The 18202-nt window shown below is 38.8% G+C and carries 14 protein-coding genes, 2 tRNA genes and 4 pseudogenes; 9 read left to right on the top strand and 11 right to left on the bottom strand.

What is annotated here, in order from left to right; all coding sequences use genetic code 11:
* Positions 1-129 precede the first annotated feature (129 nt).
* The 4 genes and pseudogenes from LZ575_RS11555 (at position 130) to secDF (ending at position 5268) form a co-directional block, all read left to right on the top strand.
* Positions 130-285, top strand: a complete 156-nt coding sequence (locus LZ575_RS11555; protein WP_235324747.1) for a hypothetical protein — start codon at positions 130-132, stop codon at positions 283-285.
* Positions 278-1093 (top strand): DUF6588 family protein, encoded by an 816-nt coding sequence (locus LZ575_RS11550; RefSeq protein ID WP_235324745.1) that lies wholly within the window; start codon positions 278-280, stop codon positions 1091-1093. The genes LZ575_RS11555 and LZ575_RS11550 overlap by 8 nt, the downstream gene beginning before the upstream one ends.
* A 90-nt stretch (positions 1094-1183) precedes the next feature.
* Positions 1184-2110 carry a malate dehydrogenase gene (gene mdh, locus LZ575_RS11545; protein WP_235324743.1) on the top strand — a complete coding sequence of 309 codons (927 nt, stop codon included), beginning with the start codon at positions 1184-1186 and terminating at the stop codon, positions 2108-2110.
* A 157-nt stretch (positions 2111-2267) separates the two neighbouring features.
* A pseudogene (gene secDF / locus LZ575_RS11540) lies at positions 2268-5268 on the top strand (protein translocase subunit SecDF).
* Positions 5269-5810: 542 nt separating this feature from the next.
* Here secDF and LZ575_RS11535 read toward each other — a convergent pair.
* The 5 genes and pseudogenes from LZ575_RS11535 to folE all read right to left on the bottom strand — a co-directional run bounded on the left by LZ575_RS11535 (position 5811) and on the right by folE (position 9629).
* Positions 5811-6299, bottom strand: a complete 489-nt coding sequence (locus LZ575_RS11535) for a DUF192 domain-containing protein (RefSeq protein WP_235324742.1) — start codon at positions 6297-6299, stop codon at positions 5811-5813.
* Positions 6296-7118 (bottom strand): annotated as a pseudogene (gene lgt / locus LZ575_RS11530) (prolipoprotein diacylglyceryl transferase). Before lgt ends, LZ575_RS11535 begins: the two are co-directional and overlap by 4 nt.
* 79 nt (positions 7119-7197) lie before the next feature.
* On the bottom strand, positions 7198-7422 hold the full coding sequence (gene yidD / locus LZ575_RS11525) for a membrane protein insertion efficiency factor YidD (RefSeq protein ID WP_235324740.1): 225 nt from the start codon (positions 7420-7422) through the stop codon (positions 7198-7200).
* A 17-nt stretch (positions 7423-7439) separates the two neighbouring features.
* Positions 7440-8925, bottom strand: a pseudogene (gene cysS / locus LZ575_RS11520) (cysteine--tRNA ligase).
* A 26-nt stretch (positions 8926-8951) separates the two neighbouring features.
* Entirely contained in the window at positions 8952-9629 is a 678-nt protein-coding gene (gene folE, locus LZ575_RS11515) for a GTP cyclohydrolase I FolE (RefSeq protein ID WP_235324738.1), read from the bottom strand.
* Positions 9630-9776: 147 nt separating this feature from the next.
* On the opposite strand from folE, the gene LZ575_RS11510 reads away from it, so the two are divergent.
* A complete protein-coding gene (locus LZ575_RS11510) occupies positions 9777-11621 on the top strand; it encodes a T9SS type B sorting domain-containing protein (protein WP_235324735.1) in 1845 nt (614 codons plus the stop codon).
* Positions 11622-11681: 60 nt separating this feature from the next.
* Here the strand turns inward: LZ575_RS11510 and LZ575_RS11505 are convergent, their stop codons facing one another.
* From LZ575_RS11505 to LZ575_RS11490, 4 genes are all read right to left on the bottom strand, one after another.
* Complete coding sequence (locus LZ575_RS11505) at positions 11682-11837, bottom strand: hypothetical protein (RefSeq protein ID WP_235324733.1); 156 nt, start codon at positions 11835-11837, stop codon at positions 11682-11684.
* On the bottom strand, positions 11827-12861 hold the full coding sequence (locus tag LZ575_RS11500) for an outer membrane protein transport protein (RefSeq protein WP_235324731.1): 1035 nt from the start codon (positions 12859-12861) through the stop codon (positions 11827-11829). The genes LZ575_RS11505 and LZ575_RS11500 overlap by 11 nt, the downstream gene beginning before the upstream one ends.
* Before the next feature lie 70 nt (positions 12862-12931).
* Positions 12932-13195 (bottom strand): hypothetical protein, encoded by a 264-nt coding sequence (locus tag LZ575_RS11495; protein WP_235324729.1) that lies wholly within the window; start codon positions 13193-13195, stop codon positions 12932-12934.
* Positions 13196-13216: 21 nt separating this feature from the next.
* Positions 13217-14302, bottom strand: a complete 1086-nt coding sequence (locus LZ575_RS11490) for a hypothetical protein (protein WP_235324727.1) — start codon at positions 14300-14302, stop codon at positions 13217-13219.
* A 117-nt stretch (positions 14303-14419) separates the two neighbouring features.
* Between LZ575_RS11490 and proS the strand changes: the two are divergent.
* The 4 genes and pseudogenes from proS (at position 14420) to rpsT (ending at position 16597) form a co-directional block, all read left to right on the top strand.
* Positions 14420-15900: pseudogene (gene proS, locus LZ575_RS11485) on the top strand (proline--tRNA ligase).
* Between the two features lie 198 nt (positions 15901-16098).
* Positions 16099-16170: transfer RNA gene (locus LZ575_RS11480), tRNA-Glu, on the top strand.
* Positions 16171-16248: 78 nt separating this feature from the next.
* Positions 16249-16320, top strand: a tRNA-Glu gene (locus LZ575_RS11475).
* A gap of 28 nt (positions 16321-16348) precedes the next feature.
* Positions 16349-16597: a 30S ribosomal protein S20 gene (gene rpsT, locus LZ575_RS11470; RefSeq protein ID WP_235324725.1), complete on the top strand. Its 249-nt coding sequence runs from the start codon at positions 16349-16351 to the stop codon at positions 16595-16597.
* A gap of 129 nt (positions 16598-16726) precedes the next feature.
* Here rpsT and yihA read toward each other — a convergent pair whose 3' ends face one another.
* Together yihA and LZ575_RS11460 are read right to left on the bottom strand one after the other, a co-directional pair.
* Entirely contained in the window at positions 16727-17332 is a 606-nt protein-coding gene (gene yihA, locus LZ575_RS11465; RefSeq protein ID WP_235324723.1) for a ribosome biogenesis GTP-binding protein YihA/YsxC, read from the bottom strand.
* Between the two features lie 9 nt (positions 17333-17341).
* The gene (locus tag LZ575_RS11460; protein ID WP_235324721.1) at positions 17342-18106 is read right to left on the bottom strand and encodes an alpha/beta fold hydrolase; all 765 of its coding nucleotides are present in this window, start codon (positions 18104-18106) and stop codon (positions 17342-17344) included.
* Between the last annotated feature and the right edge of the window lie 96 nt (positions 18107-18202).

Here is an 18202-nt window from a genome sequence, read left to right as displayed (position 1 = left end):
AGCTTTTAAAGATATAATGCCCCAAAACACGAAGTGTTCTGGGGCATTTTTTATTTTCTTCCTTACCTCTAAATTTCTTCTGTAAGTAAGTATTTTTATTATTTTTACCCCAACTCTAAAATCTATACCTTGAAAAAAATATTTCAGCTTATGCTTTTGTTGCTGGTGACCTACACAGCAAACGCTCAGGACCAAGTAGACAATTTAATAAACGATATGCTAAAGGTGGCCAACAACTTTGCTACCCCGGGAGCTGAAGCTGCTGCTTTGCAATCCAGTGCTTAGTTGGTTTACCTCGGGAAGAACTCTTGACAAATGGAAATTTGAAGTATCAGTACACGGGAACGCTGTATTTATTCCTGATGGGAAACAACAAAAATTATCATCAAACAGAGATTTTTCAATTCTGAAATTCAGGGGTAGTGAAAATGCGGTACTGCCTACGGTATTTGGAGGTGAAACAGATGCTGTTTTTGAAGGAGAAATTTTTAATCAAAGCTTTTCTTTTGATGCAATTAATGGATTAGACAAAAGCATGATTATGCATCCATACCCTCAGGTCACTATTGGATTACCATACTCCAGTGAAGTGACAATAAGGTTTCTTCCTTCCATAACGGTAAACGATGTGGGTTTTAGTACTTATGGAATTGGAATTAAGCACAATTTTACCCAATATTATGAGAGAAGATACAATGCTGAGGATTTCCAATTTTCAGGTGTGATAACATATAGTAATTTTAATGCTGATTATGCTTTCAATCAAATTACTATTCCTCTTTTACTGGACCTTAACCGAATAGATGTTAGTGCCGATCTTTGGCTTTTCCAGGCCCTTGGTTCAAGACTTTATGGGAATTTTGAAGTATTTGGAGCCCTGGGTGTCACGGCCTCAAGTTTTGATTACGAAATGGGTGGGAGTGGTGAATACCTATCTCAACTAAACACTGCTTTAACCGGAATAAGTGGGAGCGGCACCAAGTTTAAAGGAGACCTGGGATTTAATTATTACTTCGATAATTTTAAAATCAGCACCATGTTTACCGCCAGCAATTTCTTTAATGCTAATCTCGGGGTACATTACCGTTTTTAATGTCCTACTTTAACCATTCATTGTTACTTTTTTGCAGCATAATTTGTATTTTCGCTAAAACGTAAAAAATTATATAAAACCATACAAATTATGAAAGTTACTATCGTAGGTGCAGGGGCCGTTGGAGCCAGTTGTGCAGAATATATTGCCATTAAGGATTTCGCTTCTGAAGTTGTTCTGTTAGATATAAAAGAGGGGTTTGCAGAAGGAAAAGCAATGGACCTTATGCAAACTGCCACACTTAACGGTTTCGATACTAAAATTACAGGAGTTACCAATGACTATTCCCGAACCGCAGGAAGTGATGTCGTAGTGATTACTAGTGGTATTCCCCGAAAGCCTGGAATGACAAGGGAAGAGTTAATAGGTATAAATGCAAATATTGTAAAGGAGGTCTCTTCTAATTTAATTAAGCATTCTCCCGATACTGTAGTGATAGTAGTAAGTAATCCTATGGACACTATGACCTACCTTGTTCATAAGACAACTAATTTGCCAAAAAACAGAATAATAGGTATGGGTGGAGCTTTAGACAGCGCACGCTTTAAATACCGTCTTAGTGAAGCTTTAGAATGTCCACCATCTGATGTTGATGGGATGGTTATTGGAGGCCACAGTGATACAGGAATGGTTCCACTAACGAGACTTGCCACGAGAAATTCTGTTCCTGTTACAGCATTTTTGTCTGAAGAGAGATTAGACCAGGTTAGTGAAGATACTAAAGTTGGTGGGGCTACATTAACAAAGCTTTTAGGAACAAGTGCCTGGTATGCGCCTGGTGCCGCAGTGTCTGCTCTTGTGCAAGCCATTGCCTGTGATCAAAAGAAAATGTTTCCGTGCTCAGCTCTTCTGGAAGGGGAATACGGGCTGGAAGATCTTTGTATAGGTGTACCTGCAATATTAGGAAGAGACGGTTTAGAAAAGATCGTTGAAATTGAATTGAATGATGCTGAAAAAGCAAAAATGAAAGAGAGTGCAGAGGGGGTTAAGAAAACAAATGATCTTCTGGAAATATAATTATAGAAGGAACTGATAATCAATAATGAAAGGCCACCTCTAAGGTGGTCTTTTTGTTGTTTAAAAGTTAAAATATTCTAAAAAAAAATAATTGGGATTTGACTAATGAAACCCTATATTTGTCCGTTTTAAAAAAATACCTAAATATTAAGGAATAATGCAGAATAAAGGACTGATAAAGATTTTTGCTATTTTATTTGGTCTGGTATGTATCTACCAGTTATCATTTACATTTATTGCAAGCAGTGTAGAGGGTGATGCTGAAGCTTATGCCGAGAGACAAATTAGCACAGATGTTGAAGATTATCCTGTGGTGAGAGAGCAGGTAGAAGGTCGCTACCTGGACTCGGTAGGGAACAACGAAATCATTGCCGGAATTACTTACAATTCAGCAAAGGAAAAAGAACTAAATAAGGGGCTTGACCTTAAAGGAGGAATCAACGTGATCCTTCAAATTTCGGTTAAGGATATACTTAAGGGGTTAGCTAATAATAGCCAAAATCCTGCATTTAATCAGGCGATTGCTGAAGCCGATGCGGCTCAGAAAGATAGCCAGGATGATTATATTGACCTTTTCTTTGCAGCTTTTAATAATATACCAAACGCCAAACTTGCATCTCCTGATATTTTTGCAAATAAAACTTTGAGTGATCAGGTAAACTTCGAGATGGCTAATTCTGAAGTAGAACCTATTATAAGAGAAAGAGTAAACGAATCTATAACTTCAGCTTTTGAAGTTCTTCGTAAGCGTATTGATAAATTTGGTGTTACACAGCCCAATATTCAAAGGCTTGGAAATTCGGGTAGAATTTTAGTTGAGTTGCCAGGGGCAAAGGATATTACCCGAGTTAAATCTCTTCTTCAAAGTACAGCTCAATTAGAATTTTGGTTTGTACATAAAAACAATGAATTTGGCAATTTTCTTCTGAACGCTAATAGCGTTATAGCTGAATCTCTTCAGGGACAAAAAGAAATTACATTAAGCAGAAACATCAACTGATACTACAAACACTTCAGACGAAGAAGCAGAAATAGAAGCACTTTTGGCAAGTGCAGAAGATACTGCACAGGCACAACAAAACTCCAACAATCCTTTACTGGAATTAGTAGTTTCTCCGGGTTTCCAGGGAGGACCTGTTCTTGCAACATTTCAGGCAGCTGATACTTCCAGGGTAAGACAGTATCTTGAAATGCCACAGGTAAGATCTTTACTGCCTGCAGATTTACGTTATGCAGAATTTGCCTGGGGAGTTCCTAAAAATAATATAGTTGAGCTTTATGCTCTTAGAGGAAACAGGGATAATACTCCTCCGCTTACAGGAGATGTTATTACAGATGCACAGCAATCTTATGACCAACTTGGTAGAGTTGATGTTACCATGCAAATGAATGGTAAAGGAGCCAAGATTTGGGAGGAAATGACTGGTCGGGCATATCAGGAGCAAGGTAATATAGCTATTGTACTTGATAACGTCGTATATTCAGCACCAACTGTTTCCACTGGTCCTATTAGTGGAGGTAGAAGTCAAATTTCTGGAGATTTTGATATTACAGAAGGACAGGATTTAGCAAACGTTCTAAGGGCGGGTAAACTTCCTGCTTCTGCAGATATTATTCAGAGTGAAATTGTTGGACCTTCCTTAGGTCAGGAAGCAATTAATAGCGGTATAACATCCTTTGTTATTGCCCTTATTTTTGTTTTGATCTGGATGGTTTTCTACTATGGAAAAGCAGGCCTTTTTGCCGATGTTGCCTTAGCTGTAAACATTTTATTCATTTTTGGAATTCTTGCTGGTCTGGGAGCAGTTCTTACTCTTCCTGGAATTGCAGGTATCGTGTTAACCATAGGTATGTCTGTTGATGCTAACGTGCTTATTTTTGAAAGAATAAAAGAGGAGCTGGCCAAAGGAAAAGCGCAAAAGGATGCCATTAAGGATGGTTTTAACAATGCACTTTCTTCTATTCTTGATGCGAATATTACAACAGGACTTACAGGTCTAATCCTGTTAATTCTTGGTACAGGGCCCATTAAAGGTTTCGCAACAACGTTGTTAATAGGTATTGCTACTTCATTATTTACAGCAATCTTCATTACCAGATTGTTTATTGATGGATATGGTAAAAATGGTAAATCCCTCGCTTTTAGTACATCTGCAACAAAGAACCTGTTCCAGAATTTGAATATTGATTTCCTTGGAAAAAGAAAGATCGCCTATGTTATTTCTGGTATTTTAATTATTATTAGTATTGGGTCATTTTTGACAAATGGCCTTAACCAGGGAGTTGACTTTTTAGGCGGGAGGACTTATACCGTACGATTTGCAGAAAACGTAAACTCAACTGATGTTCAGGCTGATCTTTCAGCGGTTTTTGGAAGCGCAGAGGCAAAGACTTTTGGAGCTAATAATCAGTTAAAGATTACGACAAAATATAAAGTAGAGGATGATGGTGAAGCAGTAGATCAGGAGATCCAGAGAATGATGTTTGATGCACTTCAACCATACCTTCCGCAGGATGTAACTTTTGAGGACTTTACTGTTGGTTCAGGAGAAAGATCTGTAGGGATTATGCAATCTATGAAAGTAGGACCTACTATTGCCGATGATATTAAAAACGATTCATTTTGGGCTATCCTAGGTTCACTTATTGTAGTATTCCTTTACATCTTATTAAGATTTAGAAAGTGGCAATTTAGTTTAGGTGCAGTTGCGGCTGTAGCTCATGACGTTATTATTGTATTGGGTATATTCTCGCTTTTCTATAACGTGATGCCATTTAGTATGGAAATTGATCAGGCTTTTATTGCAGCTATTCTTACTGTAATTGGTTACTCTCTTAACGATACCGTGGTAATCTTTGACAGGATTAGAGAGTTTGTAAATGAACACTCTACGTGGCCTTTAGGAAAGACTGTAAACAGCGCGTTAAATAGCACGATGAGCAGGACTGTAAATACCTCTTTAACAACTATTATTGTATTACTGGCGATCTTCATCTTTGGAGGTGAAAGCCTGAGGGGCTTTATGTTTGCAATGATTATAGGTATTATAGTAGGTACATATTCCTCCCTTTTCATCGCAACTCCAATAATGGTAGATAGCGTTACGGATAAAGCAAAAATAGAAAGCAAAAAGAAAGAAGAAGTTGTAACCTCATAGGTTATTCATCTTCAACCATAACAACGGCTGCCAATTGGCGGCCGTTTTTATTCTGGAGGGTAAATACCTCAAGGCTTGCCTCTTTAGTAAATGTTTATAGTCTAGAAACCGTATTCCTGTGAAATCCTTCGTAGGCTCTCCCGGAAATAATTTATTATAAGAGAATTAATACCCCCAGGCTTTTTTAATTCGTCAGTATATAAGGAATTAAAAAGGTATTCCTCTAAACTACCTGTGGTCATCCTGGAGGAATTTTGTAAATGAGAAAAATAACCGAGACTTGTCAGGTTATTAACTGATTAAGGACTGAAAATGATTTCCTCGGAAATGCTGTAGTTTTCCCAGAGAATTTCCTCTGAGATGGAAATGGTCAAGGATCAGTTCTATTATGGGGTGAAGGATAAGTTGAGAATCTGTTCCGCAGGAATTGGATTTGCCGCCTGAAGATCCGGGTTGTAATTAAACCAGGTCCAGGGCTGGAATATTATTGAGTAGAATGTTTTGGAGAAAAGGAATGGATTAAGTGGGGTGGTATGCTCCGTTTAATCCCGGGTAAACTTCATCTTATCTCCGGTTTCAATATTCCATTCGTCCACCTTCCCTGCATTTACTTCCAAAATAAATTGAGCGGGTTTCGCTGAAGGAATTGATGTAAGGTCAAGCGGTACTGCATTTTCATGAAAGCTTACTACACTGCTGTCTTTGTCGTAAAAAATAAGGTCCAGCGGGATTAGTGTATTTTTCATATAGAAGCTCCTGGGGGCTTCGTTTGTATATATGAACAACATACCCTGATCCTCACCTAAAGCTTCGCGGTACATGAGACCTGTTTCCCATTCATAAGGAGTATCGGCAATTTCAATATTAAGAGAATGAGTTATCTCTCCATTTTTTAAAAGATCTAATTCTCCTTCCTTTGTAAAAGTAATTTCCTCAGTGGGTATAGAAGTTTCTTTGGGTTCATCGGCACAGGAGAGTGCTGCCAGGGATATCAGCCCAGGCAATATGGCGCGAGGAAATATCAATTTCATACGGTAGTATTTTTAGTTGGCCTGTACATAAAATAAATTCCAGCGATAATAAAGGGAATACTTAACCATTGTCCTGTATTTAGAGACATTACAATCTCACCTTCACTTTGCGGCTCTTTTAAAAATTCTATAAAGAATCTTACTGTCCATAACAGGACCAGAAATAAACCAAAAATGTAACCTAGTTTGTATTTTTTGTCTGTCTTCCAATATACAAACCATAAGGTGAGGAAGACAAGAATATAACAAAAAGACTCGTACAACTGCGCCGGATGTCTTGGGAAATTCTCACCCAGTTTTGCAAAAATAACTCCGTAGTCACTGTTTGTAGGTTTACCAATTATTTCTGAATTCAGGAAATTTCCAATTCTGATGAAAACACCACCACTGGCTACGGGAATTACAATTCTGTCAAGTATCCATAATGTTGGTTTGTCAAGAACATTTTTCCGGTACAGGTACATCGCTATAATTATCCCGATAGCAGCACCGTGACTCGCTAATCCTCTAAATCCCGTAAACTCAAATTCAGGTTCAAATCTAACTAAGCAGAAATATCTCAAGTAAGTGATGTTGAAAGTAATCCCAATCGTAAAAGATGACATGGCCCAATCGTGCTCCAATAAGAGTGGCCAGAACCATATATATGAATAAAGGATCAAGCTTTTCTTCCGGAATTCCTTCTTTTGCATATATGCTCTTCATAATATACCAGCCAAGGCCAAAGGCTATCAAGAACATTAAACTGTAGTAGTGAAGGGTAAAGAAACCCAAATCTAATCCTTCCGAAGGATCCCAGACAATGGCATTAAAAAACATCTAAGAGAATTTAGTTTGTTGAAGTAAAGATACATATTTGCGTGGTTTTGCAATAGATACCGCGTTTAATATAATAAACTTATGGTACAGGATCAAAACCTTTGCCTCCCCAGGGATGACAGCTTGCAATACGTTTGATACCCAACCAGCCGCCTTTAAACAGGCCGTAACGTTGTAAAGCTACAAGGGTGTATTGAGAGCAGGTGGGAGAATATCGGCAAACTGCAGGGGTTAATGGCGAGATTACCTTCTGATAAAATTTTACCAGGAGAATAAAAGGGTAAGCCAGCCATGACTTCAACATAAAATTTAGTTTAAAGACTAGTCTATTGAAAAGGTAGTGCCTTCCTTTCCATCTTTTAATTGAATACCCAAAGCCAGAAGTTGATCCCTTATTTGGTCACTTGTGGCAAAATCTTTATTATTTCGTGCCTCTGCCCTTAGCCTTATTAATAGATCAATCGCACCGGAAAGTTTTTCAGTACTTTCTTCATGTTGCGAGGTAGCATCAAGTAAGCCCAAAACATCAAAAATAAAAGCTGACATCTGTGCTTTTAAACCTTCTTTGTCTCCTAGGGAAATCCTCTCTTCTCCTTCTTTTACGGCGTTAATGAATTTTACAGCTTCAAACAAAGTGGCTATTAGAATTGGGCTATTAAAATCGTCATTCAGGGCATCATAACACCGCTGTGTCCATTTCTCTATGGAAAAGGTAGAATTGGAGGAAACGGGTAGCTGATCAATGGTTCTAAATGATTCCATTAATCTATTAAAACCTTTTTCGCTGGCTGCCAGAGCTTCATCAGAAAAATCAAGAATACTGCGGTAGTGAGCCTGTAGCATAAAAAACCGTGCAACTGAGGGATTATATGCTTTACTTAAAACATCATTATTTCCGGTAAAAATTTCAGTTGGGAGAATATTATTTCCTGTACTCTTGGCCATCTTTTTTCCGTTGAGAGTGAGCATATTGGCGTGCATCCAGTAATTAACCGGATTTTTCCCTGTAGCAGCTTCACCCTGAGCGATTTCGCACTCGTGGTGTGGAAATTTTAAATCCATTCCGCCACCATGGATATCAAACTGTTCGCCCAGGTATTTAGAACTCATTACTGTACATTCAAGATGCCAGCCTGGAAAACCGTCACTCCAGGGTGAAGGCCATCTCATAATGTGTTGTGGTTCAGCTTTTTTCCATAAAGCGAAATCCTGTGGATTTTTCTTGTCGCTTTGAGCAGCTAATTCTCTCGTATTGGCTATCATATCTTCTATGGCACGGCCACTCAACCTTCCATAGTTATGATCTTTATTAAATTTAATAACATCAAAATAAACAGAACCGTTTGCTTCGTAAGCAAGACCTTTTTCCATTATTGTCTTGATGGTTTCTATCTGCTCAACGATATGTCCTGTTGCAGTAGGTTCAATACTGGGAGGTAAATTGTTGAATTTTTGCAGGATGTTATGAAAATCAATGGTGTATCGCTGTACGACTTCCATAGGTTCTATCTGTTCCAGTCTCGCTTTTTTTGCAATCCTGTCCTCACCTGTTTCAGCATCATTTTCTAAATGACTAAGCATCTGTAATATTGCGAACGTATCTTACTTTATATCCCAGGTGTTTCAGGTAACGAAATACAAGATCGAAAGAAATAAAAGTACGGCAGTTACCTAAATGAACATTGCTGTAAACTGTAGGTCCACAAACATACATTCCAACATTTCCTTTTGTGAGCGGGGTAAAAACTTCTTTTTCCCCTGTCATTGAATTATATATTTTCAGGCTTTGTTCATGATACTGCGCCATATATTTCTTTCTGGTAAGATTAAAAATTAAAAAGTTGTGTCCAGCTTGATATAGTCCAGGAATTCTCTCTTCACTCCTGCATCTTTAAAAGCACCTCCAAACTCGCTAGTCACGGTACTGCTTTCAATATCTCTAATTCCCCGGCTATTTACACAAAGATGTTTTGCATCAATAACACAGGCAACATCTGGAGTTCCCAGTGCTTTTTGAAGTTCCTGCACAATTTGCATGGTCATTCTTTCCTGGACCTGCGGTCTTTTAGCATAGTAATCAACAATTCGGTTCATTTTGGAAAGTCCTATTACAGAGCCTTTTGAAATGTAAGCGACGTGGGCTTTACCTACTATTGGTAGAAGGTGATGTTCACAGGTGGAGTAAATTGTAATATTTTTCTCAACCAGCATCTCACCATATTTATATTTATTTTCAAAGGTGGAAGCTTTGGGTTTTCTTTGAGGGTCAAGACCTGAAAATATTTCCTTTACAAACATTTTCGCTACCCGTAAAGGAGTACCTTTAATGCTGTCATCTGTAAGGTCCATTCCCAGCGTGTCAAGTATATGTTTTACGTCCTCGGTAATTAAAGCAATTTTTTCAGTATCACTAAGGTTAAAAGCATCTTCTCTTAATGGGTTTTCTGCACTGCTGGAAGCGTGAGCGTCACCAAGTTCGTCTATTTCGTTCTCAATATGGTCAATCTTCATAACACTATTTTCTATTGTAGTCGGATTCTTTGTAATAGGCTTGCAAAGATACATATTTTCACAGTGTTTCTTGCAATGTTTCAGATTTCCCCTCGTTTAATGTTAAAGTAATTTTCTTAATTTGCATCACTTTTACTATTGCCAAATATGAAGCCCGGAGCTATATATTTTTTGTTCATTGCATTTTTTGCATTGGGATCTGGTGCTTTGTTTGCGCAAGGGGACAGGTGTTCTACCATTCAGCCTTTTTGTGCAGGGGATGAACTCTTAATATTTGAAAATTCCAGTTCAGCCAATAATAGTCAAACAGTGGCAGAAAGAGGGCCAGATTATGGTTGCCTGGTTACTCAACCTTATCCCGCATGGTTTTACTTACAGGTAAGAGAAGGCGGGAATCTGGAGTTTAATTTACGCCAGAGCCAGAATCCCGATGGTTCAGGAATGTTGTATGATGTGGATTTTATTGTGTGGGGGCCGTTTGATCCAGGAGAGGAATACTGCAGCGCCTCTAAACTTAATGCTCAAAATACCATTGATTGTAGTTATGATCCTTCTCCCGTAGAAAACGTTCGAATTCCTAGTGCCAGGGCAAACCAGGTGTATGTTGTTCTTATTACAAATTTTTCTGCACTACCCGGGTATATTAGCCTGCAACAGGTGAACACTGGTAGCGGAGGCTCTACAGATTGTTCTATTGTGGGTAGCGCACTTGGGCCAGATCAACGTCTATGTGGGGTGGAGGAAGTTACTCTTAATGCCGAAAACGTTCAGGCGACTGCTTATGAGTGGTTTGTTTTAAATGAAAGGTCTAATCAGTTTGAAGTTATACCGGGTGAAACAGGGCCAACATTAACTGTGAATACGAGTGGTGAATATCAGGTAACTGTTACAAGTGATGTTCTAAATGCTGAAGACAGCGACCAGGTCCTTATAGAATTTTTCGATAATCCCGTAGCATCTGTACCTTCTCCGGTCATTGGATGTGCAGAAGGGGAAACTGTCACTTATAATCTTACAAATGCTACATCAGATATGGTGGGAGGGAACCCGGGATCATATTCATCAATGTTCTTTTTGACACAGGACGATTATGAAAGGTCGAATCGTATCCCAAATCCAACAAACTTCATTGGGGTTGAAGGGCAAAGCATACTGGGAGTAATTGTAGATGAAGAATCTGGATGTCGATCTAATCCTGTGGCCATTAGGCTGGAAGCTTTTTCTTTTCCTGAAATAGAGTTTCCTCCAGTTATAGCTTTTTGTGTAGACAGCAACGGAGATGTGGTTGGGAATGTGTCCATTGGGGAAAATTTAGGTTCTGGTTATGTTTACTCCTGGAACGTACCTAATGATCCCGATGGAGACGGGGTAGAGAATGCTGTTTTAAACCTGGAAAGCTTTCCGCCTCAAAATGTAATTAGTTTGACCCTTGAACATAGAGAATCGAGTTGCCAACGAACATTTTCAACAGAGGTTGTTGTCTTCTCGCCTCCGGCAGCAGTGACGGTAGAAATAGAAGGTAGTGATTTTGAAGGGGGATATAGACTTACTGCGACAGCTTCCCGATCTATGGGAGATGAAACTTCTTATGAATACAGACTGGATAATGGGCCGTGGCAGATGGACAATATATTTCAGGGCGTAAGTGGAGGCACTCATACTATTACTGCAAGGGAGATTAATGGCTGCGGGAGTACTTCTTCTGCACCCTTTCGATTATTAGGATACCCAAGATTTTTCACTCCTAACAATGACGGTTATAATGATAAATGGAACATAATAAACGATGGAACAGGTTTTGTAACCAAAATTTTAATTTTTGACAGGTATGGAAAATTGCTTAAAGAAATTCAGCCTTCTTCTTCGGGATGGGATGGAACCTACAATGATGCACTCATGCCTGCCGATGATTATTGGTTTGTAGTGGAGTACAGGGATAAAAATTCAGGAGTTGCAAAAGATTTTAAGGGACATTTTTCCTTAAAAAGATAAATCCGGAATTTTTCTCAAGTCTTGAAAAAATTCCGGATCTAAAAAGTAGGTTAAGCGTATTTATATTCCAAAGCTCAGGGAAAGAACCACATTGGAGAAATCTCTTTCTATTTCCGCCGTATTGGTTAAACCAACTGAGTAAAGTTGAGGATTATCTGTTCTTGTGGCATTATTATACGCCAAATCCAGTTTTATATTACCAAAGTTATATCCCAAACTCAGCAGAATATCCTTCCAGATTGCCAATAGTCATTTCATTTTTATAAGGGCTCTCCTCAAATCTATAACCTCCTCGTAAACTTAAACGGCTTATTCGATATTCTCCACCTACTTTATAAGTAGATGCGGCCTTTAGGTTCTGCGAAATGAGGTTATTTTGATACATAAATTCAGGATCTCCTGCAGGACGCAATTCTGTACTGCTGTAATCTTTATGAGAATAATCGAAGCTTAATAATCCTGTTGTTCCAAAAAGGATAGCAACACTACCTGTTATTTTTCCGGGTGTCTTAAGTTTGTAATCAGGATATAAATTGACAATGTTAGGTTCCACTAAAACCAAATCGTCAAGTTCAGTACTGTATGTTTCAAGACGTTGAGTAGTTTTTTCAGAAATAGTAAACCAGGTAGGGGTCTCGTATGAGACTCCCACACGGAAGTTTTCACTAACCTTTGCAATAGTTCCAACCTGCAGTGAAAAGCCATTCCCGGCAGTGCTCAAATTATTAGAGAACACGACCTCGTTGGTCTCGCTACCAGCGTTAGTATTGGTTTCAAAAAGATTTGTTATTCGATCATAATTGAGGAAATGAGCATTTAAATTTGCTCCAAGGTATAAGAAGTTGTTGAATTCTGAAGCAAAGTTAAATGAGAATTTTCCATTGAGGCCTGTGGCTAAATAAGAGTAATTCTGGTTAAAACTGCCGGGTGCAATAGTTGAAGTATACTGCGTATTGGCAGGATCGTTTGAATTAGGATTTAAAATATAACCCTGATAGCCAAGAAAAGCCTGTTGTGCTCCAAAACCTTCATTTTCACCAAGATATGAGTAGAGGTCACCAACTGTCTCGTTCTCTACAGTTTCAAGAAGTTCTAAGGGAATACCATCGGCATAACCTAGAAAATAATTGTCTATTGATGATGTACCTGTTCCCTTTGCTATAAAATTATCATTAAAATTCTGAGTTTGAGAATAATTCACCCCCAGAGTAAATTTATTAAAGGCATTTTCTTCATCCAAACTATTAAAAACTAAAACTGCCCCAGCCTGGTCAAAGTTGACATCAGAATTTTTATCTGAAGTAAATGAGTTAAAGTAGCCAGGTAGTATTTTTCCGTCGATCGTAACTAAGGCTAACTGTAGAATAGCTGTTAAGAAAAACCGCTGAACCTGCCGGATTTACGGTCATAGCAGAAAGGTCTCCTCCCAGGGCACCAAAGGCACCACTCATAGCTCTAAATCTTGCTGTTCCTGATAATCCTTCTGTAGAATATCTAACCGCATCGGTTATGTCTTGTGCTTGTGAAAAGGTCATAGCCAGTAAGGCTATGACCGTTATATATACTTTTTTCATAAAAATTTTATTGGAAAAATATTAATTACCGCGACCACCAGATGATGATCTTCCACCGCCGGAGCTACGAACAGTTCCCGAACTTCGGGGAGCAGGAGAACTACTTCTTACAGTACCTGAACTTCTGGTTGAAGATGAATTACTTCTCACTGTGCTACTGTTACTACGAGTGGGTGCCGAATAAGTATTGCTACGCCTGTTAGCTCCTGCATCGTATACTCGTGACCTGGTATTTGAGTTATAATCAGTATTGCTTCTGGTTTGATATTCCCTGGAAACTGTTCTTCTGGTCACACCATAGTCATCGTTAGAATTTCTAAGATTTCTTATGCTTCTGGAATAACTGGAGTTTCTGCCGCGGGAATCTAAGGAAGCTGCATTTCTAACACTATTGGTGTTGCTTCTATTATTATAATACGAAGCAGCGTCTCTTCTTCCTGTATTATAAGCTACCGAATGACGGAAGCTGTTATATCTGTTTCCGTAGTAATTGTAAGGGTTGTACCATCCACCTCCGTAGAAAGGATGCCCGCCGTAACCATAGAAGCCTCCATGGAATCCACCAAAGCCAATAGACCATGAATTCCCCCAGTGTCCTCCGTAATAGCCGTGGCGCCATGGATTATACGGTCCGTAATAACCAGGACCCCAGTATGAATAAGGACCCCAATAAGGATCAAAGGCATACATTCCACCTGCCCAATAGGGGTTATAGAATCCACCATAGAAACCGTTATTGTAAATGTTGATTTGATAGGAATCAGGATCTTCTCCCCAGGGTGCATTTCCTCCTACATAACCCTGCTGTTGGTCATTAGGATTATATTCACCTGTAGAAGAATAAGATTCTACATCAGTAAAAATTGCGTCTTCAGCAAGGACTTCGCCATATAGTGCCGCTTCTTCTGCAAACAAGTTTTTATAATAACTTCTGTCACTATCTTGGGTCGCATTTTGGTTCTGCCTATCGTAGGGACGATTGGTCTCTCCGTAAATTCCATCTTCATATCCGGAATACTGATAAGAGCTACAAGATGCCAACAAAAGAAAAGACACAGGAGCTATGAAAAATAAAATGTTTTTTGAGCTGATATTAATAAGTTTCATTAGCCGTGTATTTTATTGTTGAACATTACAAAAATAGTTAGTTTTGCGCTAACTAGTTGTACCTTTAACATAGACACAACAGGTGATAAAATACAACATTTGTGCCAAAATTAAGAAATGGGTAAGAAATTAACTACGCGTAAAGAAGACTATTCGAAATGGTATAATGAGTTGGTAGTCAGTGCAGATCTGGCTGAAAATTCAGCAGTAAGAGGTTGCATGGTGATTAAGCCATACGGCTATGCAATATGGGAAAAAATGCAGGCTGAATTAGACAGAATGTTTAAAGAAACAGGACATGAAAATGCTTATTTTCCACTTTTCGTGCCTAAGAGTCTTTTTGAAGCTGAAGAAAAAAATGCTGAAGGATTTGCCAAAGAATGTGCAGTGGTAACTCATTACAGATTAAAAACCGATCCCGAAAATAGTGCTAAACTAATAGTTGATCCAGAAGCTAAGCTGGAAGAGGAACTTATAGTGAGGCCTACCAGTGAAGCAATCATTTGGAACACTTACAAAGGTTGGATCCAATCCTACCGGGATCTTCCAATTCTCATCAATCAATGGGCAAATGTTGTAAGGTGGGAAATGCGTACAAGATTGTTTTTAAGAACTGCTGAATTTTTGTGGCAGGAAGGTCATACAGCTCATGCTACCAAAGCAGAAGCTATTGCAGAAGCCGAACAGATGAACGATGTTTATGCTGAATTTGCAGAAAATTTTATGGCTATTCCTGTTATTAAGGGAACCAAGAGTGAAAATGAGCGTTTTGCTTAGGTGCTGTTGAAACGTATTGTATAGAGGCATTGATGCAGGACGGAAAGGCGTTACAGGCAGGGACATCGCACTTCCTTGGCCAGAATTTTGCCAAAGCCTTTGATGTAAAGTTTGCGTCAAAAGAAGGAAGTCTGGAACACGTATGGGCTACATCCTGGGGTGTTTCCACCAGATTAATGGGAGCGCTTATAATGACCCATAGCGACGATCAGGGTCTGGTACTGCCGCCAAATCTTGCTCCAATCCAGGTAGTTATTGTTCCTATTTATAAAGGAGATGAGCAGCTTCAGGCAATTTCAAAAGTGGCAAACGAGCTTGCGGCTCAACTCAAAGCAAAAGGGATTTCGGTTAAATATGACGACAGGGATACACAAAAGCCCGGCTGGAAATTTGCGCAATATGAGTTACAGGGTGTACCTGTAAGAATCGCTATTGGACCAAAAGATCTTGAAAATGGGAATGTAGAACTTGCAAGAAGGGATACGCTTACGAAAGAAATTGTTCCTCAGGAGGAGGTTGTGGAGAAAATTAAAGCTCTTATGACTACTATGCAGGAGAATTTATACCAGAGAGCAAAGGACTTTAGGGATGGCCATATAACAGAGGTCGAAAGTTTTGAAGAATTTAAAGAAGTTCTAAAAACTAAAGGAGGATTTCTCTCGGCACACTGGGATGGAACACCGGAGACTGAAAAAGCTATAAAAGACAAAACCAAAGCTACAATACGATGTATTCCTATGGCAGGAAATAAGGAAGTAGGCAAATGTGTTTTCACTGGAAAACCTTCTTCACAACGGGTTTTATTTGCAAAGGCTTATTAGAAGAAGCCGGAACTTTTATCTATAGAAATACCTTTTAATTTCGGGATTTTTAAAGGCTAAGCTCAGGAGATTATTGAGTAATATTAGTGATCGGGGAACTGGAAGATTTAAATTTTCAAAAAAATTGGAAAATTTCAGTTCAACATTTGTGGCATTCAAAAATAGTTGTATTTTTGCATCCGCATTTAAACAAAAAATGGTCCGTTCGTCTAGGGGTTAGGACGCCAGGTTTTCATCCTGGTAACAGGGGTTCGATTCCCCTACGGACTACGAAGCACAAGTTGCTTTAAATTCCTGCTTAGGCGGGAATGTCTGCCCACTTAGCAGGCTCCTTTTTGAAATGATAATGGTCCGTTCGTCTAGGGGTTAGGACGCCAGGTTTTCATCCTGGTAACAGGGGTTCGATTCCCCTACGGACTACTTTAAAAATAATTAAACAGTATTTGTAATGGCAAATCACAAGTCATCGTTAAAGAGAATTCGTAGCAATGAGACTAAGCGTCTAAGAAATCGCTACCAACATAAAACTACAAGGAACGCGATTAAGAAATTGCGTGATGCAGATAAGAAGGAAGCGGAGACTTTATTTCCATCTGTAGTTTCTATGATAGATAAACTGGCTAAGAAAAATATCATTCACGATAACAAAGCCTCAAACTTAAAGTCAAAGCTAGCTAAGCACGTAGCTGCACTTTAAGAGAAGACAGTGTTCAATTTATACAGGAACTGTTGGAGACCTATGTTTTCAACAGTTTTTTTATTGTAGTAAATTGTAGATGATGGGAGAGTTTGGAAAATTATCTTTACCCTTTTATTGCTGTTTATTCTATTGTCCCTGGAAGTGGGAATTAATATCTTCTATATATTCCAGTACTTCTTCCTGGCCTAAGCCACTAGTGGCTGATGTAATAAAATATCTCGGAATATCTTCCCAGGTTTCAAGCATCCTGTCTTTGTAGTGCTCAATATTTCTTACCAAAGCCTTTGGCTTTAATTTATCGGCCTTCGTAAAAATTATACAAAATGGAATTTGATGCTCTGCCATCCACTCCATAAATTCCATGTCTATAGCCTGAGGTTCATGTCGACTGTCGATGAGAACAAAAGCACAAAGCATTTGCCTGCGCTTTTCAAAATATTGGGTAATAAATTTTTGAAATGTCTTTTTGGTAGATTTTGAAACCCTCGCATAACCGTAGCCAGGTAAGTCTACCAGGTGCCAGGTATTGTTAATAAGGAAGTGATTAATTAACTGGGTTTTTCCCGGGCGTCCTGAAGTTTTAGCCAGGCTTTTGCGGGCGGTAAGCATATTGATAAGGGAAGATTTACCTACGTTACTTCTGCCAATAAAAGCATATTCCGGAAGCGAACTCTCAGGACACTTTTCAACATCGCTGTTACTCACAACGAATTCTGCAGTTTTAATCTTCATTTCTATTTCTTAAAAATTTCTCTTCTGGAGCCAGGAGAAAAGAACTTCATTAAAACGGTCAGGATGCTCCATCATTGCGGCATGGCCGCATTTATCAATCCAGTATAAATCAGAGTCTGGTAGTAGTCTATCAAAATCTTCGGCAACTTCGGGAGGAGTGACATTATCATTTCTTCCCCAAATTATACAGGTAGGAGTACTCATATTGGGAAGATCCTTTGCCATATTATGCCTTATTGCACTTTTAGCAATGGCGAGGGTTTTTACCAATTTATTTCTATCACTTACGGTGTGGTAGACTTCGTCTACAATTTCCTTTGTTGCAACTTCGGGATCGTAAAAAACGTTCTGGGCCTTCTTCTTAATAAATTCATAGTCTCCTCGGCGGGGGTAACTTTCTCCCATCGCGTTTTCATATAGGCCGGAGCTGCCTGTAATTACCAGGCCTTTTACAATTTCAGGATACATTTTGGTTGCCAGGAGTGCAATGTGTCCTCCTAAAGAATTTCCCAGTAAAATGACCCTGTCGTATCCTTTAAAATCTACAAAGTCCTTAAGGTATTTTGCAAAAGTTTGCACGCTGGTCTTAAGAATTGACATGGTATAGAGCGGCAACTCAGGAATTAATATTTTGTAACCTTTTTCAGGAAAATAATTTACAACACCGTCAAAATTACTTAACCCACCCATGAGTCCATGTAAGATAACTATTGGAGTTCCTTCACCTTTTTCTAAATAGGTAAATTGTCCTTCTTGCTGTAAACTATTCTTCATTTATGGCCTTTGCGGTTAGCAATCGCAAATATAGCGATTTCACTACAAGTATAAGCAAATTTAAGAAATACGACCTCGATTTTGGTAAAGCTTTTA

The sequence above is a fragment of the Antarcticibacterium sp. 1MA-6-2 genome (assembly GCF_021535135.1).
Taxonomy (GTDB): domain Bacteria; phylum Bacteroidota; class Bacteroidia; order Flavobacteriales; family Flavobacteriaceae; genus Gillisia.
This window is presented reverse-complemented; position numbering and strand designations above follow the sequence as displayed.